General features: G+C 58.4%; 20 protein-coding genes and 1 pseudogene. 7 read left to right on the forward strand and 14 right to left on the reverse strand.

Annotated features, from left to right (window positions below; genetic code table 11):
- Positions 1-57 precede the first annotated feature (57 nt).
- Positions 58-1,548 carry a replicative DNA helicase gene (locus tag D3Y57_RS16625; protein WP_121154379.1) on the forward strand — a complete coding sequence of 497 codons (1,491 nt, stop codon included), beginning with the start codon at positions 58-60 and terminating at the stop codon, positions 1,546-1,548.
- Between the two features lie 93 nt (positions 1,549-1,641).
- Here D3Y57_RS16625 and D3Y57_RS16630 read toward each other — a convergent pair whose 3' ends face one another.
- The 7 genes from D3Y57_RS16630 to D3Y57_RS16660 all read right to left on the reverse strand — a co-directional run bounded on the left by D3Y57_RS16630 (position 1,642) and on the right by D3Y57_RS16660 (position 8,449).
- A complete protein-coding gene (locus D3Y57_RS16630; RefSeq protein WP_121154381.1) occupies positions 1,642-2,394 on the reverse strand; it encodes a phosphoadenylyl-sulfate reductase in 753 nt (250 codons plus the stop codon).
- Positions 2,387-2,827 carry a DUF934 domain-containing protein gene (locus D3Y57_RS16635; protein WP_121154383.1) on the reverse strand — a complete coding sequence of 147 codons (441 nt, stop codon included), beginning with the start codon at positions 2,825-2,827 and terminating at the stop codon, positions 2,387-2,389. Before D3Y57_RS16635 ends, D3Y57_RS16630 begins: the two co-directional genes overlap by 8 nt.
- Positions 2,820-4,451, reverse strand: coding sequence for a nitrite/sulfite reductase (locus tag D3Y57_RS16640; RefSeq protein ID WP_121154385.1), 1,632 nt, complete (start codon positions 4,449-4,451; stop codon positions 2,820-2,822). Before D3Y57_RS16640 ends, D3Y57_RS16635 begins: the two co-directional genes overlap by 8 nt.
- Positions 4,451-4,747 (reverse strand): DUF2849 domain-containing protein, encoded by a 297-nt coding sequence (locus D3Y57_RS16645; RefSeq protein ID WP_121154387.1) that lies wholly within the window; start codon positions 4,745-4,747, stop codon positions 4,451-4,453. The genes D3Y57_RS16640 and D3Y57_RS16645 overlap by 1 nt, the downstream gene beginning before the upstream one ends.
- A complete protein-coding gene (gene cobA, locus D3Y57_RS16650) occupies positions 4,744-5,541 on the reverse strand; it encodes a uroporphyrinogen-III C-methyltransferase (protein ID WP_121154389.1) in 798 nt (265 codons plus the stop codon). The genes D3Y57_RS16645 and cobA overlap by 4 nt, the downstream gene beginning before the upstream one ends.
- A gap of 74 nt (positions 5,542-5,615) precedes the next feature.
- Positions 5,616-7,028: a succinylglutamate-semialdehyde dehydrogenase gene (gene astD / locus D3Y57_RS16655; protein ID WP_121154391.1), complete on the reverse strand. Its 1,413-nt coding sequence runs from the start codon at positions 7,026-7,028 to the stop codon at positions 5,616-5,618.
- A 17-nt stretch (positions 7,029-7,045) separates the two neighbouring features.
- Complete coding sequence (locus D3Y57_RS16660; protein WP_121154393.1) at positions 7,046-8,449, reverse strand: protein adenylyltransferase SelO family protein; 1,404 nt, start codon at positions 8,447-8,449, stop codon at positions 7,046-7,048.
- A 38-nt stretch (positions 8,450-8,487) separates the two neighbouring features.
- On the opposite strand from D3Y57_RS16660, the gene D3Y57_RS16665 reads away from it, so the two are divergent.
- The 4 genes from D3Y57_RS16665 to D3Y57_RS16680 all read left to right on the forward strand — a co-directional run bounded on the left by D3Y57_RS16665 (position 8,488) and on the right by D3Y57_RS16680 (position 14,465).
- The gene (locus D3Y57_RS16665) at positions 8,488-9,342 is read left to right on the forward strand and encodes an alpha/beta fold hydrolase (protein WP_121154395.1); all 855 of its coding nucleotides are present in this window, start codon (positions 8,488-8,490) and stop codon (positions 9,340-9,342) included.
- Positions 9,342-10,460 (forward strand): glycosyltransferase, encoded by a 1,119-nt coding sequence (locus D3Y57_RS16670; protein WP_121154397.1) that lies wholly within the window; start codon positions 9,342-9,344, stop codon positions 10,458-10,460. The genes D3Y57_RS16665 and D3Y57_RS16670 overlap by 1 nt, the downstream gene beginning before the upstream one ends.
- Positions 10,461-10,515: 55 nt before the next feature.
- Complete coding sequence (locus D3Y57_RS16675) at positions 10,516-11,919, forward strand: NAD(P)H-dependent flavin oxidoreductase (protein ID WP_121156093.1); 1,404 nt, start codon at positions 10,516-10,518, stop codon at positions 11,917-11,919.
- A gap of 227 nt (positions 11,920-12,146) precedes the next feature.
- Positions 12,147-14,465, forward strand: a complete 2,319-nt coding sequence (locus D3Y57_RS16680; RefSeq protein ID WP_121154399.1) for a TonB-dependent receptor — start codon at positions 12,147-12,149, stop codon at positions 14,463-14,465.
- Between the two features lie 49 nt (positions 14,466-14,514).
- Here the strand turns inward: D3Y57_RS16680 and D3Y57_RS16685 are convergent, their stop codons facing one another.
- Positions 14,515-15,717: an ammonium transporter gene (locus D3Y57_RS16685; RefSeq protein WP_121154401.1), complete on the reverse strand. Its 1,203-nt coding sequence runs from the start codon at positions 15,715-15,717 to the stop codon at positions 14,515-14,517.
- A gap of 105 nt (positions 15,718-15,822) precedes the next feature.
- Here D3Y57_RS16685 and D3Y57_RS16690 point away from each other — a divergent pair, with 105 nt between their 5' ends.
- Together D3Y57_RS16690 and D3Y57_RS16695 are read left to right on the forward strand one after the other, a co-directional pair.
- Entirely contained in the window at positions 15,823-16,296 is a 474-nt protein-coding gene (locus tag D3Y57_RS16690) for an SH3 domain-containing protein (RefSeq protein ID WP_121154403.1), read from the forward strand.
- Complete coding sequence (locus D3Y57_RS16695; RefSeq protein WP_121154405.1) at positions 16,293-17,030, forward strand: prepilin peptidase; 738 nt, start codon at positions 16,293-16,295, stop codon at positions 17,028-17,030. Before D3Y57_RS16690 ends, D3Y57_RS16695 begins: the two co-directional genes overlap by 4 nt.
- On the opposite strand, the pseudogene eda reads toward D3Y57_RS16695, so the two are convergent.
- The 6 genes and pseudogenes from eda to D3Y57_RS16725 form a co-directional block, all read right to left on the reverse strand.
- Positions 17,020-17,633: pseudogene (gene eda / locus D3Y57_RS16700) on the reverse strand (bifunctional 4-hydroxy-2-oxoglutarate aldolase/2-dehydro-3-deoxy-phosphogluconate aldolase). The gene D3Y57_RS16695 and the pseudogene eda sit on opposite strands and share 11 nt — an antisense overlap.
- Complete coding sequence (gene glk / locus D3Y57_RS16705; RefSeq protein ID WP_121154407.1) at positions 17,630-18,598, reverse strand: glucokinase; 969 nt, start codon at positions 18,596-18,598, stop codon at positions 17,630-17,632. Before glk ends, eda begins: the two are co-directional and overlap by 4 nt.
- A 1-nt stretch (position 18,599) precedes the next feature.
- The gene (gene edd, locus D3Y57_RS16710) at positions 18,600-20,411 is read right to left on the reverse strand and encodes a phosphogluconate dehydratase (RefSeq protein ID WP_121154409.1); all 1,812 of its coding nucleotides are present in this window, start codon (positions 20,409-20,411) and stop codon (positions 18,600-18,602) included.
- Positions 20,404-21,855: a glucose-6-phosphate dehydrogenase gene (zwf, locus tag D3Y57_RS16715; RefSeq protein ID WP_121154411.1), complete on the reverse strand. Its 1,452-nt coding sequence runs from the start codon at positions 21,853-21,855 to the stop codon at positions 20,404-20,406. Before zwf ends, edd begins: the two co-directional genes overlap by 8 nt.
- Positions 21,856-22,111: 256 nt before the next feature.
- A complete protein-coding gene (locus D3Y57_RS16720; RefSeq protein WP_162987168.1) occupies positions 22,112-22,375 on the reverse strand; it encodes a hypothetical protein in 264 nt (87 codons plus the stop codon).
- A 244-nt stretch (positions 22,376-22,619) separates the two neighbouring features.
- Positions 22,620-23,741 (reverse strand): TIGR03032 family protein, encoded by a 1,122-nt coding sequence (locus D3Y57_RS16725; protein ID WP_121154415.1) that lies wholly within the window; start codon positions 23,739-23,741, stop codon positions 22,620-22,622.
- Positions 23,742-23,764 lie beyond the last annotated feature (23 nt).

Raw genomic sequence — 23,764 nt, forward strand, 5'->3', positions numbered from 1 at the left:
GTGGATAAGTTGCAAAGCCCTGTTGGAACGCTGCGTTTCGGCGCGCATGAGTGTTCCATGGCTGATCCTATCCGACTCGTTCCGACCTCGCCCCCTGCCGGTGGCGGCCCCGAACTGCCGCACAATGTCGAGGCGGAGGCAGCGCTTCTCGGTGCGCTGATGATAGACAACCGAATTGCCGAGGACGTGCAGGGACGGCTGCGACCCGAGCATTTCTACGAGCCCGTACATGGGCGCATCTATGAGGCGATACTGCGCCAGATCGACCGGAACATGATTGCCAACCCGGTGACCCTGCGCCCGATGTTCGAAGCCGATGACACGATGCGCGAGCTGGGCGGACCCGCCTATCTTGCCCAGTTGACCGGCAACAGCGCCGCAATCATCGGCGCGCGCGATTTCGCCACGCAGGTGTATGATCTGGCCCTGTTGCGCGCGCTGGTGACGGTCGGCCGGGAAATGGTCGAGGGCGCGCTGGACACTTCGGAGGAAATTAACCCCAAGGGCCAAATCGAAGCCGCCGAAGTCGCACTTTACAAGGTGGCCGAAGAAGGCGGCGGTGAAGGCAGCGTAAAAACCTTTGGGCAAGCGATGAAAGTCGCAGTCGAAATGGCTGAAAAGGCGCTCAATTCCGGCGGGGGGCTTTCGGGGATCACGACCGGACTACAGACTGTGAACGCCAAGATCGGCGGCCTGCATCATTCCGATTTGCTTATCCTTGCCGGACGTCCCGGCATGGGAAAGACCGCTCTGGCGACCAATATCGCGTTCAATACCGCGCAGCGATGGGTCCAGGATGAGACCGATGGAATTGCGCCGGAAAAGTCGATTGGTGCCAAAGTCGCTTTTTTCAGTCTGGAAATGTCGTCGGATCAGCTCGCAACACGTATTCTTGCCGAAAATTCGGGCCTGAGTTCCGAAGCGCTGCGTATGGGGAAGATCGGTCAGGCCGATTTCCGTAATCTGGCGCGCGCGGCGGCGGAGCTCGAAACGCTGCCGTTGTTCATCGACGATACGCCCGGCCTGACGATCGCGGCGCTTCGTACCCGTGCGCGGCGCCTGAAACGCCGACATGGTATCGGTCTGATCGTCGTGGACTATCTCCAGCTTCTGCAAGGTTCCGGGCGTTCGTCCGAAGCGAACCGTGTGCAGGAAATCTCGGAAATTTCACGCGGACTGAAGACGCTGGCAAAGGAATTGAACGTGCCTGTGTTGGCGCTGTCGCAGCTCAGCCGTGCGGTGGAACAACGTGAGGACAAACGGCCTCAGCTTTCCGATCTTCGCGAATCGGGATCGATCGAGCAGGACGCCGACATCGTGTTGTTCGTCTATCGCGAAGAATATTATCACGGTCATCGCGAACCCGCCGACCATGACAGTGACGCCCATCGCGCGTGGTTTGCCGAAGGCGAGAAGATTTTCGGCACGGCTGAAATGATCGTCGCCAAACAGCGCCACGGCTCGACAGGCAAGGTCAATCTGAAGTTCGAGGCGAAGATTACCAAGTTCAGCGACTTGGCCGACCCAGCATATTACGGATCGAACTAGGTTAGGCCCGCGCCGTCATCCTGAACTAATTCGGGATGACGCGAGTTTTGGTGAGCAATAGTGGCGTGTCGAGTGGATCGCCGCCATCAAAAATCAGAAAACCGGATCGTCCGCTTCGGGCGTATGAATACCGCACTCGACCTTGTCCCAACCACGCCAGCGACCGGCGCGTGGATCTTCGCCATCCGCAACTTTCGACGTGCAGGGCGCGCAGCCGATCGACAGATAGCCTTGCGCTTCAAGCGGGTGATGGGGCAGTTTATGCTCGTCGAAATAAGCATCGAGCTGCGCTTTGTCCCAATCGACCAGCGGGTTGATCTTTAACCGACCTTCGTCCGCCTCGAACCGGGGCAGAGCGGTGCGCGTTCCCGACTGAAACCCTTTGCGGCCCGAAAGCCATGCATCAAAGCCATTCAACGCACGACGCAATGGATCGACTTTACGAATGTCGCAGCAGCCATCCGGATCGTAATTCCAGCGCAAGCCAGTCGCATCCTTCTGCGCCAGCAGATACGGGTCGGGACGATAAACGCGCAAATCCACGAACCCGAGCCGCTCCGCCAGTTCGTCGCGATACGCCAGAGTCTCACCGAACATCTTTTGCGTATTGACGAAAATCAGCGGGAGCGACTTGTCGATCTGCGAAACAATGTGAAGCAGCACCGCACTTTCGGCTCCGAACGACGAAACCAGCGCCAGATCCTCGAAAGGCGGGTTGGCAAGCAGACCGCGCAGCATCTCGGTCGTCTCGACACCAGTCCATTTCTCATCCAACGCGCGCGCGGACTCGGGCGTGAATTTCGGGGCCGTGTCTATGACGTCGATCTGCCGCACTGCGTTAGCCATGACGAAGTTTCCAGACGGGCGTTCGGCCATCGGCGGCGCGCTGATATACCTCGGGGTAGCGCGACAGGACTGTGGCTACGACCGCGGGGTCGATCGGTTTGGCGGGTGCGAAACTGTCGAAACCACAACGGCGCATATAGGCGACCTGATCGACCAGTACGTCGCCCTCCGCCCGCAGTTCGCCGGTGTAGCCCGCTTCGCGAAGGATGCGCGCGGTTGAATACCCACGCCCGTCACGGAACGATGGGAACGACACTTCGACCATGGCGACACGGTCAAGATGCGGCAACAATTCACGCACGTCGTCACCGGGTTCGACACGGACGGCATTCGCGTTCGACTGGTCGGCAATGAACGCATCGAGCGTCACCGCAGGCTCATCCCGTGCGTCATCGTTACGAAAACGCGGCCACTGAAGTTGGGCGTTATCCATAGATCGCCTCCTTAAACGGTTCCATGCCAACGCGGCGATAAGTGTCGAGGAAGCGTTCGTTACCCTCGCGCACCTCGACATATTTGTCGGTCACACGCTCGATCGCATCGACGATCCCGTCTTCCGAAAAGCCCGGTCCTGTAATTTTGCCGAGCGAAACATCTTCGGCACCCGAACCGCCGAGTGAAAGCTGGTAATTTTCGACACCCTTTCGATCCACGCCGAGAATGCCGATGTGGCCGGCATGGTGATGCCCGCACGCATTGATGCAGCCCGAAATCTTCAGCTTCAGCTCGCCGAGGTCTCGTTGCCGGTCCATGTCGGCAAAACGCTTTTGAATCTTCTGCGCCACGGGGATCGACCGTGCATTGGCGAGGCTGCAATAGTCCAGCCCCGGACAGGCGATGATGTCGCTGACCAGATCGAGGTTCGCGGTTCCCAGATCAACCGCAACCAGCGCCTGCCAGACCGCGTACAGATCACGCTTTGCCACATGGGGAAGCACGATGTTCTGCGCGTGCGTCACACGCAGCTCATCGAAACTGTACCGCTCGGCGAGATCTGCCATAACGTCGATCTGATCCGCCGAAGCATCGCCCGGAATGCCGCCGATGGGCTTCAAGCTGATGTTGGCGATCACATACCCCGCGGCCTTATGCTTGGCCGTGTTTTGCGACACCCAAATCTTAAACGCCGGATCGCTCTGTTCGATCTCGTCCGAAAGCCCGGATTCAAAAGCGGGCGGCGCAAAAAAGGCGGACACCCGGTCGAATTCGGTTTTGGGCGGGTCAAGGCCCAAAGTTTTAACGTGCAGGAATTCTTCTTCGACCTGACGCCGGTATTCGTCGGCTCCCAACTCGTGGATCAAGATCTTGATCCGCGCCTTGTAGATATTATCGCGGCGACCATAGCGGTTATAGACCCGCAGGCAGGCCTCGACATAGCTGAGCAGGTCGTTGGCTGCCACGAAGTCGCGGATTTCGGGCGCGACCATCGGTGTACGGCCCATGCCGCCACCGACGTAAATACGGCCGCCCAATACCCCGTCGCGTGTCGTCAGCTCGATCCCGATATCGTGCAGGCGCATCGCCGCGCGATCTTCAGCACTGGCCACCACCGCAATTTTGAACTTGCGCGGCAAATAGCTGAATTCAGGGTGGAATGTGCTCCACTGGCGCAGAACTTCGGCCCAGATGCGCGGATCGGCTACCTCATCGGCAGCAGCTCCTGCATATTGATCCGAACTGATGTTGCGGATGCAATTTCCGCTCGTCTGGATGGCGTGCATCTCGACCGTCGCCAGATCGGCAAGGATGTCGGGCGCTTCGTCGAGTTTGATCCAGTTATACTGAATGTTCTGGCGCGTCGTGAAATGCCCATAGCCACGGTCGTACTTGCGAGCGATCTTCGCCAGCATCCGCATCTGTCGCCCGTCTAGCGTGCCATAGGGCACGGCCACGCGCAGCATGTACGCATGCAGTTGCAGGTACAAACCGTTCATCAGCCGCAGCGGCTTGAACTGATCCTCAGTCATGTCGCCAGCGATCCGCCGTGCCACCTGATCGCGGAAGTCCGCCACACGCGCGTCAACCAGCGCCTGATCGTAATTGTCGTATTTATACATTAAATTATCCAGGCTCCGACATCGCGATCGGCGGGTTTCAGGGTCAGATCGGGGCGCACGGTCGGGCCAAGGGCACGTACGCGGTCCTTAATATGGGCCGGACGGGGCCCATCGGCAGTAGCAACGGCTTCGATGATGTAGGCGGCGTTGACCCGCCGCGCACCCTCTTCGGCGGACAGGATGCCAGCACCATGTTCGCCCACATCTCCGGCATCCTCAACATGGCGCGACCAGCTATCGCCGGTCCACCAGATCACATCGCCCGACTTCAGGTCATTGCCCGTTAAAATTTTCACGTCGTAATCCCCACGGCTTCTGCCTGTTTGGCAAGCGAAACCAATTTGTTTTCTGCATCCGACAACAGCACGACTTCTCCAATGACCAGAATCGCCGGGCTGAGTACATTCTCTCGTTCCACCAGATCGCCGAGATCGGCAAGCAAAGTCCGCATTGCGCGCGAACCGGGCAGGGTACCACGTTCCAGAACGGCAACCGCGATGCCCGGCGAGACGCCCTCCAGCATCAGCTTATCTGCAATAGCTCGCGCGCAAGTGACGCCCATGTAAATAACCAGCGTGCGACCATGTCCGGCCAGCCCCGACCAGCTTTGTTCGGCCAGTCCCTTGCAGGTGCCAGCTACGAAGCTGACGGCACTCGACCAGTCCCGGTGCGTCAGCGGCAACATTGCCTCGGCAGCGCAACCCAGCGCAGCGGATACGCCGGGAATTACATCGACGCGCAATCCAGCGGCGCGCACTGCTTCTACTTCTTCACCGCCGCGCCCAAACACAAATGGGTCGCCGCCTTTAAGCCGCACGACGATTGCTCCAGTTTTGACATGGGCAACGATCAGCGCGTTAATAGCTTCCTGCGGCAAAGTGTGACGGTCACGCTTTTTGGCGACATTGATCCGCTGCGCGTCGGAGCGCACATATTCAAACACGCCATCGTCGATCAGCCCATCGTGGACAACCACATCGGCCTCGCCAAGCGCCTTGACGGCCTTCATTGTCAGCAAGCCGGGATCACCCGGACCAGCACCAACAAGGATAACGCGCCCACGCGCTTCGGGATCGAGAAGAGTAGCCATGACTGTCACATGGCCCTGTGAGCCGCTAACCTCAACCCAGCGATTGTTGTGTCCACATTAGCGCAGCTTTTGCGTTAGTCCTCGCGTAACCCAACGGCGATCGACCCGCGCGCATTCTCTTCCTCGGCGGAGGCGACCGGATAGGCGCAATAGTCGGCGGCATAATAGGCGCTCGGGCGGTGATTGCCCGACAGTCCAATGCCCCCGAACGGCGCGCGTGATGAGGCACCGTTGGTCGGCTTGTTCCAGTTGACGATCCCCGCCCGCGCATTGGCCCAGAACCGGTCGTAAAGCTGTGGACTGCCGCCGATCAACGAAGCCGCCAAACCAAAGCGCGTATTGTTCGCCTCCACCAGCGCCGCTTCGAAATCGGGAACCCGGATCACCTGTAGCAACGGGCCGAACAACTCCATGTCGGGACGATCGGCAATATCGGTAACGTCGACCATCGCTGGTGTCAGGAACGGGCGACCGGCAATCGGGCGCTCCATCTGTAGCAGCGGGCGACCACCTTTCATCAGCAGGGCGAGGAAGCTCTCCTGCAATCCATCGGCCGCTTCATTGTCGATGACCGGGCCCATAAAGGGCGGGGGGCTGGAATGCGGCTCACCGACGATCAGGCGTCCGACCAGCCGCTTGATTTGTTCGATCAGCGGTTCGTGGAAACCATCGTGTACGATCAGCCGACGTGCGGCGGTGCATCGCTGACCCGCGCTCAGAAACGCCGACTGCACGACCAGGACCGCAGCAGCGTAAATATCGGGAGCGTCCCATACGACGATAGGATTATTGCCGCCCATTTCCAGTGCGAGGATTTTTCCCGGCATTTCGGCGAACTGGCGGTTCAATAGCAGGCCGGTTTGTGCCGATCCGGTGAACAGCAAGCCGTCGATATCAGGGTGCGCACCTAGCGTCTTGCCTTCGGCCGGACCGCCTACAACAAGACGAATGACTCCGGTCGGGATACCCGCCTGATGGAAACACTCGACCAGCATTTTGCCCGTCGCGACGGTCTTTTCGGAGGGTTTGAATACGACCGCATTACCCGCGATCAGCGCAGGGACGATATGGCCGTTAGGCAGGTGCGCCGGAAAATTATACGGCCCCAGAACGGCCAGTACGCCATGTGATTTGTGACGGAGGGCCTGACGACCGTTCATCTCGCCATCGACACGCCGCTGGGCGGTGCGTTCGTTATAGGCGTCGACGGAAATATCGACCTTTGCGATGACCGAATCGATTTCGGTCTTGGCCTCCCACAAAGGCTTTCCGGTTTCGCGAGATATGATGTCGGCGAACTCGTCGCCCTTGCCGCGTACGACATTGGCGAACCTGCGTAATAATTCGACACGCACGGCAAGCGGTTTGGCGGTCCATTCGGGCCACGCAGCGCGCGCCAATGCCACCTCGTCATCGACGTTACTGACGGGGCCGCGCCATATGACCGCGCCGGTCGCGGGCTCGGTCGAAACTATTTCCGCACTCATTCCCTGTCTTTAGCGGATCAATGCCGATTTGCCATAGGCCGACGGTTGAGCGCTTCACCCATACGGCGAATCGCGAATACTTTGCGCTCGAACATCGACCATTCGTCGTCCTCGGCAATCGGCTTCCAGATCGCCTCAACCTCCTCGATCGCCATTCCGCACGGCGTGGCATCGGTCCAATAGGGATGGGTAAGATCGATGGTCGATGAATAGGGGGCGATTGCCTGACGGAACGTCGCAAAACCATCCGAAGCATAGTCAGCGTGGCCGACACGAAGGTCGCCGCCTGCCCAATCGAAATAGAAGCGGTCGATATTGATCTGGTTTTCGGTCAGCGCTCCCTCGATCGCCTGAACCAGCGCGATGTCCTCATCCTGACCACGTGGCGCAACGCCCAGCCGCCACAGCATTCGGTTGACCAGCCCAGCGCGATAAGCGGGCGCAAACTCATCCACGGCTGCCGCTAATGGCTCTACTTCCGAGATATTCTTGAGCGCAATTGCAAGCTGCACCACGTCCCAATGGATCGCTTCCGCCTGTCGTCCGAACGAATATAGCCCAGTCGAATCGAAATAAGCTGCCGTAAATCCAGCATCGAAAGTTTGCGCGAACCGCCACGGCCCATAATCGAAACTTTCAGCGGTGATGTTGATATTGTCGGTGTTCAGAACGCCATGAACGAATCCCGCCGCCATATAGGAAGCCGCCAGTCGCCCGGTATTCCGCGCTACAAGGGTCAGCAGGCGGGCAGGGGCGTCCGCTCCGGCCTCCTCCCGATAATAATGCTTCAGGGCATAGGCGACCAGTTGTCCCAACTCATCGTTTAATCCTAGAGTCGCTAACCTTTGAAAACTGCCAATCCTGATATGCCCGTGACTTAGTCGCACCATGACCGACGATCTCGTGGGCGAGGGTTCATCTCCCCGGTGGAGCGCCATGCCGGTTTCGATTAGCGAGAAAGTCCGCGACGTCTCAACACCCAGTGCCTCGAGCATCTCGGTCGCCAAAATCTCGCGCACGCCGCCTTTCAACGTCAGCCCGCCGTCGCCGAAACGACTGTAAGGTGTCGTTCCTGAACCCTTGGTGCCGAAATCCATCAACCGGCCGCGATCGTCCCGCATCTGAGCAAACAGAAACCCGCGACCATCACCGATGTCGGGATTGTAGCTACGAAACTGGTGGCCGTGATAGCGCAGGGCGAGAGGCTGACGCAGGCTTCCCGCAAAGGGTTCGAACTGTCCGAAATGGGTCCGCCATTCATCGTCGCTCAAGCCAGTCAGCCCAACGTCAGCCGCTGCCTTGTCATTGCGCCATCTGATGATGTGTTTGGGAAATTCAGCGGCTGTCACTGGATCGCCGATGAAGTCCACGATCTCGTCGATAACGTGTTCGGGGTGGAAAGCTTGCGCTGTGTCGGCCATGACGCCGCTATGGCCGCTTTGGGTCGGGGCAATCAACCATGACATTCATAGATAGTTTTTGGTGGTCGAACGATGGCTTGCGGCTTCACTACCGCGATTACGCCGGAGCGACGGACAAGCCCGTAATCGTTTGCCTTCCCGGTTTGACTCGAAACGCCCGGGATTTCGATGCGTTGGCGACCCGGCTGGCTGGCCGGTGGCGTGTTCTGGCGGTGGAATTCAGGGGGCGCGGCGAAAGCGCATATGCCAAGGATGCGATGACTTATGTCCCCTTGACCTATGTTCAGGACGTCGAGGCATTGCTGACTGAACTGGCCGTCCAACGTGTGATCCTGCTGGGAACGTCGCTCGGTGGTATCGTGTCGATGATTCTGGCGTCGATGGATCGTGAACGGATCGCCGGTGTTATTCTCAACGATATCGGGCCTGACATCGAACCGCGTGGACTGGAACGGATCAGGGGATATGTCGGCAGGACGGGGCCGTGGCCGACATGGCTGCACGCCGCGCGTTGGCTGAGTGAGAATAACGCTTCGACTTATCCGAATTATGACCTCAGCGACTGGCTGGTAATGGCAAAGCGCGCGTTTCGCCTGACATCGACGGGCCGGATCGTGGCAGATTACGACAAGAAAATTTCTGAGCCGTTTCGTCTTGCCGGTGGTGAGGCCGGGCAGGACTTGTGGCCTGTGCTAACGGGGATGGGGAGCGTTCCGACCTTGGTCCTGCATGGTGAATTGTCCGACGTGTTGAGCGAGGCGACGGCTCAAGCGATGGTCGCCAAGTTACCGAACGCGAGATATACAAATGTCTCCGGTGTCGGGCATGCCCCTGCGCTGGATGAGCCGGCTGCTCTTGCCGCAATCGACGCGTTCTTGCCCGACCTCGCCTGATGTCCCCGCCTTCCGCGACACGGCGCATCCTTCATTGCCATTCGACCTTCGATGCGGGAGGCAAGGAAACCCGTGCGGTTCGGCTGATGAACGCCTTTGGTGGCGAGGCCGAGCATACGATTCTGACAGCAACCCCCGGTGCTTTGGGCGCGCGCGTTTTGATCGACACCGGCATCCGCGTGAGTTTCCCCACGGATGCACCGTCTCTCCATGGTAAGCCAGCCCCCGGTCGGTATCGAAAACTGGCTGCGTATATGCGCAACTTCGATCTGATCCTTACTTATAATTGGGGCGCGATGGACGCGGTTATGGCGCACCGCATTGCGCGGGATCTGCCGCCGCTGATCCATCACGAAGATGGCTTTAATGCCGATGAGGCCGTCCGCCTGAAAACCAAGCGCAATCTTTTTCGCCGTCTGGCATTGCCCACGGCCAAGGCGCTGGTCGTGCCTTCTCGCACGCTTGAGTCTGTGGCTCATAATAGCTGGCGCCAGCCCGCAACCCGCGTCCACCGCATTCCCAATGGCATCGACGTTCCCGCCTATGCCGAGCCTGTCATCCCGATCCCCGGACTGAGCAGCTCACCCGGAGAGATCGTTGTCGGAACACTTGCCGGGCTGCGCGAGATTAAAAACCTGCCTCGCCTTGTCCGTGCGGTTGCCGCCATCCCGAACGGGCGGCTGGTCATCGTTGGGGCCGGGCCAGAACATGCCCGCATCCTTGCCGAAGCGCAGCGCTGTGGCATGGCCGATCGGTTGGTTATGCCGGGTTTCATGCCCCGACCGCAGGATTATGTCGGACATTTCGATATTTTCGCTCTTTCATCCAATAGCGAACAATTCCCGATATCGCTGATCGAGGCGATGGCGGCGGGGTTGCCCTGTGTAACGACCGATGTCGGCGACTGTGCAACCATCATAGCCGACCCTAACCGGCTCTATGTCACTGAGGTAGAGGACGGTGCTTTTGCGAGTGCGCTGGCAAGATTGTGCTCCGATCATTGCACCCGGCAGTTGCTTGGAGCCGCGAACAAGGCCAAGGCGCTCGCGGAATATGATGAGCGGGTGATGATTGCCCGCTATCGTACGCTTTATGATGCTGCATTTTGCGAATCTTGAAGCAATTGCAGATCGGTCCCCGTATATATCAGGCGGGGCATTGGGAGCTGATGGTTTGTTCAAGGGTGTAAAGCCGATCGTGTACCGCGGCCGTGAAGTCTGGCCACTCATTGAGGGCGGCAAAGGCGTTTCGGCGACCAATCACATGAGCTCGGGCGCATGGGCGCATGCGGGCGGCATTGGCACGGTCAGCGCGGTTAACGCAGATAGCTATGACCCAACTGGCAAAATTGTCCCTCAGGTTTACGCTGCACGCACCCGTGTCGAACGCCATAAGGAATTGATCCAGTACGCGATCGACGGAGCCGTCGAGCAGGTTAAGCTTGCCTATGAAATGTCTTCGGGTAAGGGCGCGATCAACATCAACGTCCTGTGGGAAATGGGCGGCGCACAGCCGATCCTCCACGGTGTCCTCGAACGTACCAAAGGTATGATTGCCGGTGTCACCTGCGGCGCAGGGATGCCTTACAAGCTCAGTGAGATCGCCTCGTCCTACGGCGTTTCTTATTTGCCCATCGTCAGTTCCGCACGGGCATTCCGCGCCCTGTGGAAGCGTGCTTATTCGAAGGCTGCGGACTATCTGTCTGCGGTCGTTTACGAAGATCCGTGGCTTGCGGGCGGTCATAACGGCCTTTCGAACGCCGAAGACCCCAGGAAGCCCGAAGACCCTTATCCGCGTGTGAAAGCTTTGCGCGAAACCATGCGCGAAGGCGGCATTCCCGATGAAACCCCCATCGTCATGGCTGGTGGCGTCTGGGCGCTGAAGGACTGGAACGATTGGCTCGATAACCCTGAGCTTGGCCAGATTGCCTTCCAGTTCGGCACGCGACCTCTGCTTACGCAGGAAAGCCCGATCCCACAGGGGTGGAAAGACCGGCTGATGACGTTGGAAGAAGGCGACATCCTTCTTCATCGCTTCTCGCCGACCGGCTTTTATTCGAGTGCCGTCCGTAACCCATTCCTTCGCAATCTGGAGGGGCGCAGCGAACGGCAGATCGCGTTTTCCGGTGAATCGGTTGGCGATCACACGCACCAGCTCGATGTTGGCGTCAAAGGCCGCAATTTCTGGGTGACGCGTGGCGACCTGATGCGCGCCCGCGAATGGTACGGCCTCGGTTACACCGATGCGCTGAAAACGCCCGATAATACGCTAGTCTTCGTCACACCTGCTGAGAAGGGCACGATTCGCAAGGATCAGGCGGATTGCATGGGCTGTTTGTCACATTGCGGTTTCTCAGCCTGGAAGGACCATGACGATTGGTCGACTGGTTACCTTGCCGACCCGCGCTCATTCTGCATCCAGAAGACGTTGCAGGACATCGCGCATGGCGGTCCCGTAGAGGAAAACTTGATGTTCGCGGGGCATTCTGCGTTTCGTTTCAAGCGCGACCCATTTTATTCGAATGGGTTTGTGCCGACGGTAAAACAACTCGTCGATCGGATACTTACGGGGGACTGATCCCATTCCCCTCTCGTTGCGGAGGGTGATGGCTCGTCCATTGACGCGGCAACGCGCATCCAATGTTGCTCGATAGTCACAGTCGATCTGTATTTCTGCCATTCCCCCGTGCGGACTGCATTCTGTCGCCAAAATGACTTATCGACGCTTTAGCGGCGGGATCAGCGAGCTGGAGAATAACTCTGCGCTTCTCGCGCTGACGCACTATAAACACATGGGGAAATTTTTTGTCGAGAACGAAACTCACGCGGCCTGCTTTGACCTTGGCCGTGGCACTGACCGCGTTATCTACCGCAAACGCGGCCCGCGCTCAGGAAGCAGCTCCAGTAGCTGAAGCATCCGAGGGCCAACTGACCGACATCGTCGTGACTGCCGAACGCCGTTCCGAGAACCTGCAAAAGGTTCCGATTTCGGTTGGCGTCGTCGCAGGCGATCAACTGCGCAGCTTTCAATCGGGCGGTGAGGACATCCTCGCGCTTTCCGGTCGCGTTCCCGGCTTATATGCCGAAACGACAACCGGTCGCATCTTTCCGCGCTTCTATATTCGCGGTCTCGGCAACGTCGATTTCTATCTCGGCGCATCGCAGCCTGTCTCGATTATCCAGGACGATGTCGTTCTGGAACACGTCGTGTTGAAGTCGAACCCGGTTTTCGACATGGCGCAGGTTGAAGTTTTGCGGGGCCCACAAGGTTCGCTGTTTGGCCGTAATACCACGGCTGGCATCATCAAGATCGACAGCATTAAACCGAGCCAGCAATGGGGCGGCCGCGCATCGGCTTCCTACGGCAGCTATAATACCGTCACTTTCGACGGCGGTTTTGGCGGCCCAATCGTCGAAGACAAGCTCTCGTTTCGTATTTCGGCGCTTTACCAGCATCGTGATAATTGGGTCGACAATACGTTCACTGGCTTCAGTAATGACAGCACGACCCCGGGAAAGAACGCTCTCGGCGGTTTCAGCGATCGCAATGTACGCGCGCAATTACTGCTGACGCCGAACGACCAACTCTCCATGCTAACGTCGTTCCATTATCGTGATTACAACGGCACCTCTACAATCTTTCATCGTGGAGCGCTGACAAAGGGTTCGAATGACGCTTCTGCGGAACCGCGGGACAGCGTCGCACTCGACGAAGGTCAGGGTAACCCACAGGCGTACAAAACCTATGGTGCGTCCGAAAAGATTGCCTATGATTTTGGACCGGTCACGCTGACGTCGATATCGGCGTACGAGACGACCAGTGGCTATAGCCGTGGCGATACCGATGGTGGTGCGGCCGTGAATTTCCCTGTCGGCGGCGTTCCTAACGGCTATGGCGAATCACAGGGTAATGTCCGCGACCTCGACCAACTGACCCAGGAAGTTCGCCTTTCCAGCAACGGAAACACACGCTTCAAATATCAGATCGGGGCCATGTATTTCGATCAGCGTGATCTGACCGATTTTTATCAGCGGAATTACTTCCTTACTACGCCTGTTGGTACGCCAGCACCGAACGCTCCAAATCCGAATAACTTTGTTCGATTGCACGATATCAACACGAGTTGGGCTTTCTTTGGACAAATGAGCTACGAGATCGTTCCTCATCTGACCATCACTGCCGGTGGCCGCTATACCAAGGATACGAAGAAGACCCAGTTGATAAAAGCTGTCGGCGAGTCAGCTAGTGGGCCATTCGCCAATCGTCCATTCGTGCGCTTGTCAGACAAGCAGCCAAGCTGGGACGTCAGTGCGCTCTACGAACTTTCGCCCGAGGTTAGCTTGTACGCGCGCGTTGCACGCGGTTTCCGTGGACCAACGATTCAGGGACGTTCGGCAGTTTTCGGCGCACCGTTCTCGACCGCCAATTCTGAAACGATCGTGTCCTATGAAGGTGGCGTAAAAACCAATCTGTTCGACAATCGCGTACGCTTTAACCTTTCGGGATTCGGCTATCGGGTGAAGAACATCCAGCTCAACGGTAATGACACCAACGGTAACGGCGTGCTGCTTAACGCAGCCAAAGCCGATGCCTATGGACTGGAAGCAGAGCTCGACTTCAAGCCGATCGAACATCTGACATTGTCGGCCGGCCTCAGCCTGTTGCATACCGAGATCAAGGACAAAAACGCGCTTGCCCAGGTCTGCGCATTGAACGGCGTCGTCGTCTGCACGGTGCAGAATCCGACGGTCAATATCGGGACGAATGTGTTTGCCCACATCGACGGTAATCCGCTGCCGAACGCTCCGAAATATACCGCCAATATCTCTGCGCGCTATGACGTGCCACTGGGCAACGGCGGTGCGGTATTTGCGGCGACTGACTGGAACGTGCAGGGCTATACGAACTTTGTTCTGTACCGGACGGCTGAGTTCAATTCGAAGGGCGACTTCGAAGGCGGCCTGAAAATCGGGTATACTGCCCCGGACGGCAAGTACGAAGTGGCGGCGTTTGCCCGCAACATCACGAATGAGAAAAACCTGAAGGGTGTGATTGAGAACTACATGGCAGCGGTATTCAACGAACCGCGCATCTTTGGCATCTCGTTTTCCGGTAAGATGTAACGGTTAAGGGGCGCGGCTTTGAGCAGGTCGCGCCCCTCTACTTCGGCAGTTATACCCGAACTCGCATCGGCGCGATCATCGAGACCATCAGCGCTGCAATCGCGGTCACGACTGCGCTCCACAAGATCACCACAAGCACGCCGACCCCTTGGGCGAGCGTTTGTGTCAGCAGACCGACCCCTTCGTCAAAGCCGGGGCCACCGAATGTGGGTGATACGAATACGGGAAATGCGATCGCTCCCACGATTCCGCCGCATCCGCTCGACACGAACGCGCTCGCTGTCGAGCCGACATTTAGCCGGGTAATAAATATGGACCCCGCCCACGCTGCTATCGCGCCCAGAACGCCGAGCGCAATTGCACCACCGGGGCCGACGAATGCGGCTCCGGTGCTAATCGCGGCAAGCCCTGCGATTGCCGCGGTCCCGAAGCTGTAATCACCGGACGTATTTCTTCGCCAACGGGCAATCGCAAAGCCGGTCAGCAATGCCGCGCTCGCGGCAAACTGCGCGTTCAACATTGCCGTTGCCGCGTCGTTGCCACCGCTAAGCGCCGCGCCGCCGATGACGCCTGACCAGCCGATCCAGACCAGCCACAGACCCGCCAGCGTCAAACGGCCATCGCCTGCTACATTGCCTTGTCCCGGCCCGAGCAACAGCGCGATGACCAATGTGGCAGTTCCTGCTGCCACCTGCACGACCATCCCGCCGCCGAAATCCAATACGCCCAGTTCGGCCAGCCAGCCACCACCCCAGATCCAGTGAGCGATGGGCGCATAAACAATCAGGCTCCATATCGCGATGAATCCCGTCAGCCAGCCGATGCGCGCACGATTAGCGATCGAGGACACCATGATGCCCACCGCAAACACAGCGATCGAAAGTTCGAACAAGGCGTAAACTGTGTCTGAGATCGTAGCGTCAGCGCGTAACTCGGCCATATTACCCAGCATTGCATTGCCGCTGCCACCGATGATCGAACTGCCTTCGCCGAATGCAAGGCTGTATCCGATGATAGCGAACATGAGCGACGCGATGGCGACCGATACGAACATCGCTGTGCCATGATCACTTTCTCGGTCGCGGCCATGAAAGAGCGCAAGGCCGGGCAGAGCGGCAAATAATGCGATCGCCGACGCGGCCAATACCCATGCGCTGTCGCCGCTGTCGGCAACTATGATCGGTTGCCCCTGTGCCGCAGTCGCTCCAAAAACGGAAAGCGCCGTAAGCGCCGGACGGTAAATGCTTTTCATTCCGCCCTGCGTAAACGTCGCAGGTTAAGGCTTCAACACCAGCGGGTTTCACGCCCCGGACGGCATCCGATTGACGCGCGCGCCCCGAACGGTCAATCGAACGCAATGCGCATCCTTATTCACACTCTCATCCTTTGCTCGCTCGCTATTCCGGGCGCGGCAGTTGCCGAACGCAAGGCTCCCTATTGGGCGTCGATAAGCGCGGGCAAGGCGCGTATGCGAAGCGGGCCGGGGCGTCAGTTTCCCGCGACATGGATGTATCAACGTGTTGGATTGCCGGTGAAAGTGCTGGAAATCTATCCGAACTGGCGCAAGATTCAGGATCCCGATGGTACCACGGGATGGGTACAGGGCAATTTGTTGAGCGATAATCGTACCGCTATCGTAACCGGGGGTATTCGCGAAATGCGCGCTGCCGCTGCAGCAGGTGCTTCCGTGGTGTGGCGCGCCGAACCGGGCGTGATCGGATTGCTGAAACAATGCGACCGTGGCTGGTGCCTGTTCGACGTGAAGGGCCACAACGGCTATATAGAGATTGCCCATATCTGGGGCGCGGCGGCTGATGAACGCCTGCCGTGACCCTGATCGAATGGGGTGCCGGCGGGTTCATTGCAGGGGCAATCGCTGGTAGCTTCATAGCGACTCTCGCCGTCCGTTGGCCATCGGGAAAGGCAACAAACGGTCGATCGGAGTGCGACACCTGTACCGTTCAGTTGCGCTGGTTCGAACTGGTTCCGCTAATCAGCTTCATCATCCTGCGTGGTAAATGCCGACGATGCGGCGCGAAGATCACCCGCGAGCATTTTTTAATCGAGCTGATCTGCGCGCTGATCGGAGCGTTGGCCCTTATAATGGTTCCGGGCGGGGAAGGAGTCGCGGGGGCGTATTTTGGGTGGCTTCTGGTTGCCCTTGCGATTCTTGATTTCCGGTATTTCTGGTTGCCTGATCGGCTTACATTTTTGCTCGGTGCCACGGGGTTCTTGACGGGAGCTTTGGGTTTGTATCCCTCCTTGAGCGATCGGATGATCGGCGGCGCGGTTGGCTATACCGTTCTGAGACTAATCGCCTGGGGTTACTACAGGCTACGTGGTCAGCGAGGCATGGGCGCGGGAGATCCAAAGATGCTCGGCGCAATCGGTCTCTGGCTTGGTTGGCAGGTGCTGCCGTTTGTGCTGCTCGGTGCCAGCATGGTCGGCCTGGCTTTAATCTTGGTCCAGTTCTTTCGAAAACCGCCAGTGACTGCGCAAACCCGGCTTCCGCTCGGTGGCATGATGGCGGTCGCTGCGTTTCCGATCTGGCTCTTTATCCGCTAGCGAGTCGAGCGGCCGCCTTTGCGTTGCGCTCGATCGTCGCGACGTCCAATGTACCCTTTGGAATGATCCAGCTTCCACCTACACAAGTGACGAAATCTTCGGCAAGCCATTCCGGTGCCGTGTCGAGCGTAATCCCACCGGTGGGACAAAACCGCGCCTTTCCAAACGGTGCAGCGAGAGCGCGGAGCGCAGGAAGCCCCCCGATGCGATCGCCGGGAAAAATTTGAACCGCGACAAACCCAGATCGAGGCCACGCATCAGATCGCCGGCGTTTGAGATTCCCGGCAAAAAGGGAATGCCGCTCGCTATCGCAGCCTTGCCTAGCGGTTCGGTCAATCCCGGACTGACGATGAACTTTGCTCCGGCCTTGATCGCGGCATCCAGATCGCTTGGGTTGAGGACAGTTCCTGCTCCGACGATCGCGCCCTTTACGCAGGACATCTCCGCAATCACGTCGAGCGCCGCTGGGGTCCGAAGCGTGACTTCGAGCACGCGGACGCCGCCAGCGACAAGGGCTTCGGCTATGGGTTGTGCTTGGGAGATATCGTCGATGACCAGAACCGGAATGACCGGTCCATCGCGCATGATCGTTTCGACGTTCATCGGGTATGCTCCATTGCGAAAGCGGCTGCTGCGCCGAACAGGCCGGGTTGATCGAGGGTTATGAGCTTAACCGGCATAGCTGCCATCATCGGTTCGAAGCGGCCCTTTGCGACGAAGCGCTGGGCAAAGCCGGATCGGGGAAGATGTCCCGCGATCCGCGCGCCCAACCCTCCAGCAATGACGACAGCGTTGCCGCCCTGAGCCAAGGCCAGATCGCCCGCGACGGAACCGAGTGCCATGCAGAAACGGTCGAGCGCGGCAACGGCGAGCGTGTCAGTGCCGTCGAGTGCTGCCGTCCAGAGCTCTTTGTCGTCGCGCACGATGACAATCTTCTTTTCGATTTTCGCCAGTGCTTCGTAAATGTGTTGGAGTCCGGGGCCGGAGACGATGCGTTCGGCGGAGACACGGCGGTATTTTGCGCGGAGGTCGCCCAGCAAAGCGTCTTCGAACCGGTCCATTGGAGCATAATCCACATGGCCGCCCTCTGTCGCGTTGACGTGGTAGCGTTCATCCGCCCGGAATACATAGGATACGCCGAGGCCGGTCCCGGGCCCGACAACGGTGATTACTCCTTTATGCGGTAGGGCCACATCGGGTCCGCATAAGTGACTGAAATACTGGTCATTTGCCTGAGCGACTGCGTGACCGACCGCGCCGAAATCATTGACCAAAGTGAATTGATCGACATTCAGGCGCGAGGGGATGAGTCCTGGGCGGACTGTCCAGTGGCTGTTCGTCAGTTGTAGAACCTCGCCGCTGACCGGCCCCGCAAATGCAATGCCCGTGGCGCGTGGAAGTGGCGCGCCGATCGCGACACCGAATGCCACCCAAGCAGACTGAAAACTCGCATATTCGGCGGTTTTCAGGGTCAATGCCTCGCCGATGCTGACAACTTTGCCATCGGCCACTTCAGCGAGGGCGAAGCGGGCGTGTGTGCCACCGATATCTACTGAGACGATTTGCATATTATAACCCCGCAGCCATCAACATCGCCGAGGCACCCGCTTCGGCACCATCCGATCCGTGTCGCATGAACGAAAACAGTTCGCGCCCCGTGCCGACTGCCGGTGGAGGGGTAGGGGCAGCAATGCGGCTGGAGAGATCAGCTTTGGTAGAAAGCGTTCCAGAGACGGCATCGACGCGGACGATATCGCCATCGCGCAATTGTGCCAGCGCGCCGTTATTCGCAGCTTCTGGCGTAACATGGATTGCGGCCGGGACTTTGCCGCTGGCGCCGGACATTCGCCCATCGGTCACGAGTGCGACGCGGAACCCGCGATCCTGAAGCACGCCCAGCGCCGGGGTCAGTTTGTGCAATTCGGGCATACCGTTGGCTTGAGGCCCCTGAAACCTGACTACAACGATAACATCGCGTTCCAGATCACCGGATTTGAACGCAGCGAGCACGTCGTCCTGCGTCTCGAACACTGCGCAAGGTGCCTCCACGATCCAGCGTTCCTCGACAACTGCGCTGGTTTTTATCACGCACCGGCCAAGGTTGCCGCGAAGTAAACGCATCCCACCATCGGGCGCGAAAGGCGCAGAGACCGGGCGTACCATTTCTTCGTTTCGCGAAACTGTGATTGGCTGCCACATCAGGGATTCACCGATCAAAACCGGTTCCTGACCATAATCGGTCAGATCCCCCCGAGCGACGGTCATAATGTCGCGATGGAGCAGCCCGCTTTCCAGCAACTGGTAAATGATGAACCCGATCCCACCGGCTTGATGAAAGTCGTTCACGTCGCCCGAACCGTTTGGATATATTCGCGCGATCAGCGGGACTGCTGCCGACAACGCGTCGAAATCCTCCCAGTCGATAACAATGCCAGCCGCCCGCGCGATAGCAGGAAGGTGGATTGCGTGATTGGTCGATCCGCCGGTTGCCAGCAGTCCAACGATCGCATTGACGATCGCTTTTTCATCGACGCACTGCCCGAGCGGGCGATAATCGTCTCCATTCCAGCCGATTGCCGCCAGTCGGTGGACCGCAGCGCGCGTCAGTTCGCCACGCAATCGCGTACCCGGATTGACGAATGCGGCACCCGGCATGTGCAGGCCCATCACTTCCATCATCATCTGGTTGGAATTCGCCGTGCCATAAAAGGTGCAGGTTCCGGCGTCGTGATAACTGGCCGATTCAGCCTCGAGGAGTTCGGTGGTTCCGACTTTTCCTTCGGCAAACAGTTGCCGGATGCGCTGCTTTTCCTTGTTGGCCAGCCCGGACGCCATCGGTCCGCCGGGGATCAGGATGGCCGGGAGATGCCCAAAGCGGAGCGCACCCATCAACAGGCCGGGCACGATCTTGTCACAGATGCCGAGCAGCGCAACGCCTTCGAACATAGCGTGGCTTAAACCAACGGCAGTTGACAGGGCTATCGTGTCGCGGCTGAATAGCGACAGGTCCATGCCTGCCTGACCCTGCGTCACGCCATCGCACATCGCCGGCACGCCGCCCGCAACCTGAGCCGAAGCACCGGCTTCCCGAGCGGCAATTTTTATCATCTCTGGATAGCGGCCATAGGGCTGATGCGCCGACAGCATGTCATTATAGGAAGTGACGATGCCTATGTTCATCGCATTGCCCTCGCGGATGAGGGGCTTGTCTACGCCAGCCGCCGCAAATCCGTGGGCGAGATTACCACAGGACAAATTGTGCCGGTTCGTTCCTGCCTCACGCTGGCGGTCCATAAGATCGAGATAGGCTGCGCGTGAGGAGCGTGATCGATGGATAACCCGATCGGTGACTGCGCTGAGTATTTTGTTCAGTTCAGTCATGCCAACTGGCCCCGTCGCGTTCGATCATACCCATCGCAGCCGACGGTCCCCAGCTTCCTGCGGTGTACGGTTTGGCGTTGATCCCTGCGGATTTCCACGCCGTGTGAATCGAGTCCACCCAGGTCCACGCTGCTTCTATTTCATCACGCCGAACGAATAGCGTCGTGTCGCCTTCGAGCAGGTCCAGCAAAAGCCGTTCATAAGCGATGCGCCGCCGTTTGCCCGCAAATGTCGTAGCAAGGCTGACATCGAGACCGACGTTGGCAAGTTCGATGCCCTCGCGATCGAGACCCGGTTCCTTGGTCATGATTTGCAGGCCGATGCCCTCATGAGGTTGTAACCGGATGACAAGCGCATTGGGTTCCAAACCGGTGCCCCGCGGCGAAAATATAGAATGCGGCACTGGGCGAAACTGGATCAATATTTCGGAATGGCGAGTGGGTAATCGTTTGCCGGTACGAAGATAAAAGGGGACTCCGCGCCAGCGCCAGTTGTCGAGATGTGCCTTTACCGCAACGAATGTCTCTGTGTTCGACTTGCCGCCAAGTTCGTCGGCATAACCGACCACCGGCTGCCCGTCGATCGCTCCGGCGGTATATTGCCCCTTCACGCTATGGGTCGCAGCGTCGCCGTTATTAAGCGGGCGAAGCGAACGCAGAACCTTTACCTTTTCATCGCGGATGGCCGTTGCCGTATAACTCGCTGGCGGCTCCATCGCGACAAGAGCGAGTAGCTGGAGCATATGGTTTTGCACCATGTCCGAAAGCGCACCGACGCCATCATAATAAGAAACGCGACCTTCCAGTCCGACGGTTTCGGCGACGGTGATCTGGACATGTTCGATCGACGTTGCATTCCATAGCGGTTCGAACATCGTATTGCCGAAACGCAGGACCAAAAGATTCTGAACCGTTTCCTTGCCGAGATAATGATCGACCCGGAAGATATTTTCCTCGTCGAACGATTGGCCGACCGCTGCGTTAACCTCGCGGCTGGATGGCAAGTCATGGCCGATCGGCTTTTCCATTGCGATGCGGGTGAGGGGGCCGGTCAGGTTCACCGATTCCAGACCGGCAACGACAGGCGCGAATAAGCCGGGCGGCGTCGATAGGTAAAACGCGATGCCGCCGTCTTTGAACGGTGCGGCCTTTTCCGCCAGATTGTTGAAATCGTTGGGATTATCGCTCGATACGGCGCAATATTCGATGCGATCGAGAAACGTCGCAGCTTTGTCGGCATCGTAAAGTTCGAGCGACTGGAGCGAAACATGAACCTGAGAGCGGAAGCCGTCGGTGTCTATTGCCGAACGCGCCGATGCGATGATCCTGAATTTTGCTGGAAGAAGGCCATCGCAGGAAAGATTATAGAGCGAAGGGAACAGCATACGCTGAGCCAGGTCACCCGTGGCACCAAACAGCACGAATGTTTCGAACGATCGCGACATATGGAGCCTTTGCTGGAGAAGCTTTGAGTGTAGCCAGCCGACTAGCCGATGCAAGGACAACGGTGCGAATCGCCGCTGCTCTTCGTTCCTGAAACGCGGCGGCGGTATTTAATTAAGTTGGGACGCGGGACCGCCAGAAGCTGGTTTGCGTTGAATACGGTTGACGCCAATTTTTACCGTTCCGCCGCGTCGAAAATGGACAGACAAGAATGAATGATTTGAATGGATGTCTCTAAGTACCGGATCGGAAATCTGGTTATTTGACGGCAACAGCCTCGACAGGCGCGCCGGCTGGATGGCGTTTGCCCCAGGCCACGGCCTGGGCGGCCTGTAGTTTGGCGCGTTCGACAGCGATCGTGGCGGCATCACCTGTTCTGACGGCCCGGCGTGTAATCATGGTCTGATGCGCGACGGCTTCGTCGGCCCTGCGCAGTTCGGACGCGTGAGTATCCACCGCCATTACTGGGACACTCAGGCAGCACGAAACGATTGCAACAAGAGCACCGCGGTAATTTCGCATTGGGAACGTCCTCGATTCAACAGGACGTCAACGCGCTTACGGTGATCATGTTCCACGAACCGTGCCAAAAGGAAGGTTAGCTGATACTCTTGCAGAACTGAATTCGTACCGTGAGAGGGTGGGAATGGCGTTTTTTAGCGTCCTGCCCGATTGTATATTGCCGCGGAAAGCCGCCTCTCTTGTTGCTTGGCGTTCTTTGCGAAGGTGAAGGTGCAATGACGAGGGGTCATAACGGCCGTCACGCTCACTGTGGAACGCTGGTCGATTCCTTCTTCACATCGAAAGTCAGCCCGGATGGCAAATCAGAATCGAAACTGATCGTGCTTTCCACTTCCAGCGTGTTGGGTCCAAGCGACATTGGACAGGATGCGCCGGGGACGACTGCAACGTCGAACAATTCGGCAACTGCACCGTCCAGCTTGATCCATTCGACGATATCCCCGTGACGCAGATTCACGATAAATATGCCGCACCACGGTTCACCATCGCGCTTCGCGATCTCTGCCTGAAGTGGCAAATCCTTAAACGTGCCGTCGCGCGGTTTCGACGCGGTGACGATCGCATAGCCGTTATGGATCGTCATGCCCCGCAGGAAGCCTGGGCAGAATGCGATATCCTCTTTGCTGCCCGTTTCGGGATCGACCCGCACAATCTGGCCGCGCCCGGAATCCAGCACGTATAGCTGACCATCCGACAGTCGCGGACTATGGGGCATCGACAATTGATCGGTGACGACCTTGTTTGTTGCCACATCGATAACGACGCCACCAGAAATGCGGCGCTCACGCCAACCGGCGAGCATGTCGGTCTGGCTGACGGCAGAGACATAACGCGGTACGCCCTCGCTCATGGCAAGGCCATTTAAATGGCAACGATCCTCGCCGACCAGTTTTGATATGAAATCCGGCTTCCACAATGGACGAAAGCTGTGCTGCGGATCGACGGTCGCCAGACACGAATATTTGGTGTTCACGAAGATCAGTCGACCCGTGCGATCGACGCCCATTTCGTGAATATCGATGTCGCCGGTCGTATGTGCCTCACGCGGGATAAAAACGCGGTCGAATGTGCCGTTCCCTTTTTCACCGGGGCGCAGCATATTTTCCAGACGCCAGATCTGGAAGAGCGACCCGATGAAAAGGCGATTGCCATCGTGGCACAGCCCCATTGCGCGGACATAATTCTGTTGATTGAAGGACACCGTCCCGTCGGGTTGTACGCCAACCAGAAACAACTGGCCGGTCTGGTACGAGGTGTAGGCGAGGCTGACCCGGTTTGTGTTCAGCCAGTTCGGCAGCCCCCTGGAGACGGTAATTGCCGTCGCGCCGGGGTCGAGCGGCGTATCCTGCCGGCCAACGGTGGACATTAAAAGGCCCCCGCTTTCGCGGA

This window comes from Sphingomonas paeninsulae (assembly GCF_003660165.1).
Lineage (GTDB): Bacteria > Pseudomonadota > Alphaproteobacteria > Sphingomonadales > Sphingomonadaceae > Sphingomonas_O > Sphingomonas_O paeninsulae.

Excerpts from the sequence above, each read along its gene's own strand:
- D3Y57_RS16665 (WP_121154395.1), top strand. The coding sequence starts at position 8,488 with ATGACATTCATAGATAGTTTTTGGTGGTCGAACGATGGCTTGCGGCTT.
- D3Y57_RS16640 (WP_121154385.1), bottom strand. The coding sequence starts at position 4,451 with ATGTATAAATACGACAATTACGATCAGGCGCTGGTTGACGCGCGTGTG.
- D3Y57_RS16625 (WP_121154379.1), top strand. The coding sequence starts at position 58 with ATGGCTGATCCTATCCGACTCGTTCCGACCTCGCCCCCTGCCGGTGGC.
- D3Y57_RS16720 (WP_162987168.1), bottom strand. The coding sequence starts at position 22,375 with ATGCGAAATTACCGCGGTGCTCTTGTTGCAATCGTTTCGTGCTGCCTG.
- D3Y57_RS16635 (WP_121154383.1), bottom strand. The coding sequence starts at position 2,827 with ATGGATAACGCCCAACTTCAGTGGCCGCGTTTTCGTAACGATGACGCA.
- D3Y57_RS16660 (WP_121154393.1), bottom strand. The coding sequence starts at position 8,449 with ATGGCCGACACAGCGCAAGCTTTCCACCCCGAACACGTTATCGACGAG.
- astD (WP_121154391.1), bottom strand. The coding sequence starts at position 7,028 with ATGAGTGCGGAAATAGTTTCGACCGAGCCCGCGACCGGCGCGGTCATA.
- D3Y57_RS16670 (WP_121154397.1), top strand. The coding sequence starts at position 9,342 with ATGTCCCCGCCTTCCGCGACACGGCGCATCCTTCATTGCCATTCGACC.
- glk (WP_121154407.1), bottom strand. The coding sequence starts at position 18,598 with ATGCAAATCGTCTCAGTAGATATCGGTGGCACACACGCCCGCTTCGCC.
- D3Y57_RS16690 (WP_121154403.1), top strand. The coding sequence starts at position 15,823 with ATGCGCATCCTTATTCACACTCTCATCCTTTGCTCGCTCGCTATTCCG.
- zwf (WP_121154411.1), bottom strand. The coding sequence starts at position 21,855 with ATGTCGCGATCGTTCGAAACATTCGTGCTGTTTGGTGCCACGGGTGAC.
- edd (WP_121154409.1), bottom strand. The coding sequence starts at position 20,411 with ATGACTGAACTGAACAAAATACTCAGCGCAGTCACCGATCGGGTTATC.
- D3Y57_RS16725 (WP_121154415.1), bottom strand. The coding sequence starts at position 23,741 with ATGTCCACCGTTGGCCGGCAGGATACGCCGCTCGACCCCGGCGCGACG.
- cobA (WP_121154389.1), bottom strand. The coding sequence starts at position 5,541 with ATGGCTACTCTTCTCGATCCCGAAGCGCGTGGGCGCGTTATCCTTGTT.
- D3Y57_RS16630 (WP_121154381.1), bottom strand. The coding sequence starts at position 2,394 with ATGGCTAACGCAGTGCGGCAGATCGACGTCATAGACACGGCCCCGAAA.
- D3Y57_RS16685 (WP_121154401.1), bottom strand. The coding sequence starts at position 15,717 with ATGAAAAGCATTTACCGTCCGGCGCTTACGGCGCTTTCCGTTTTTGGA.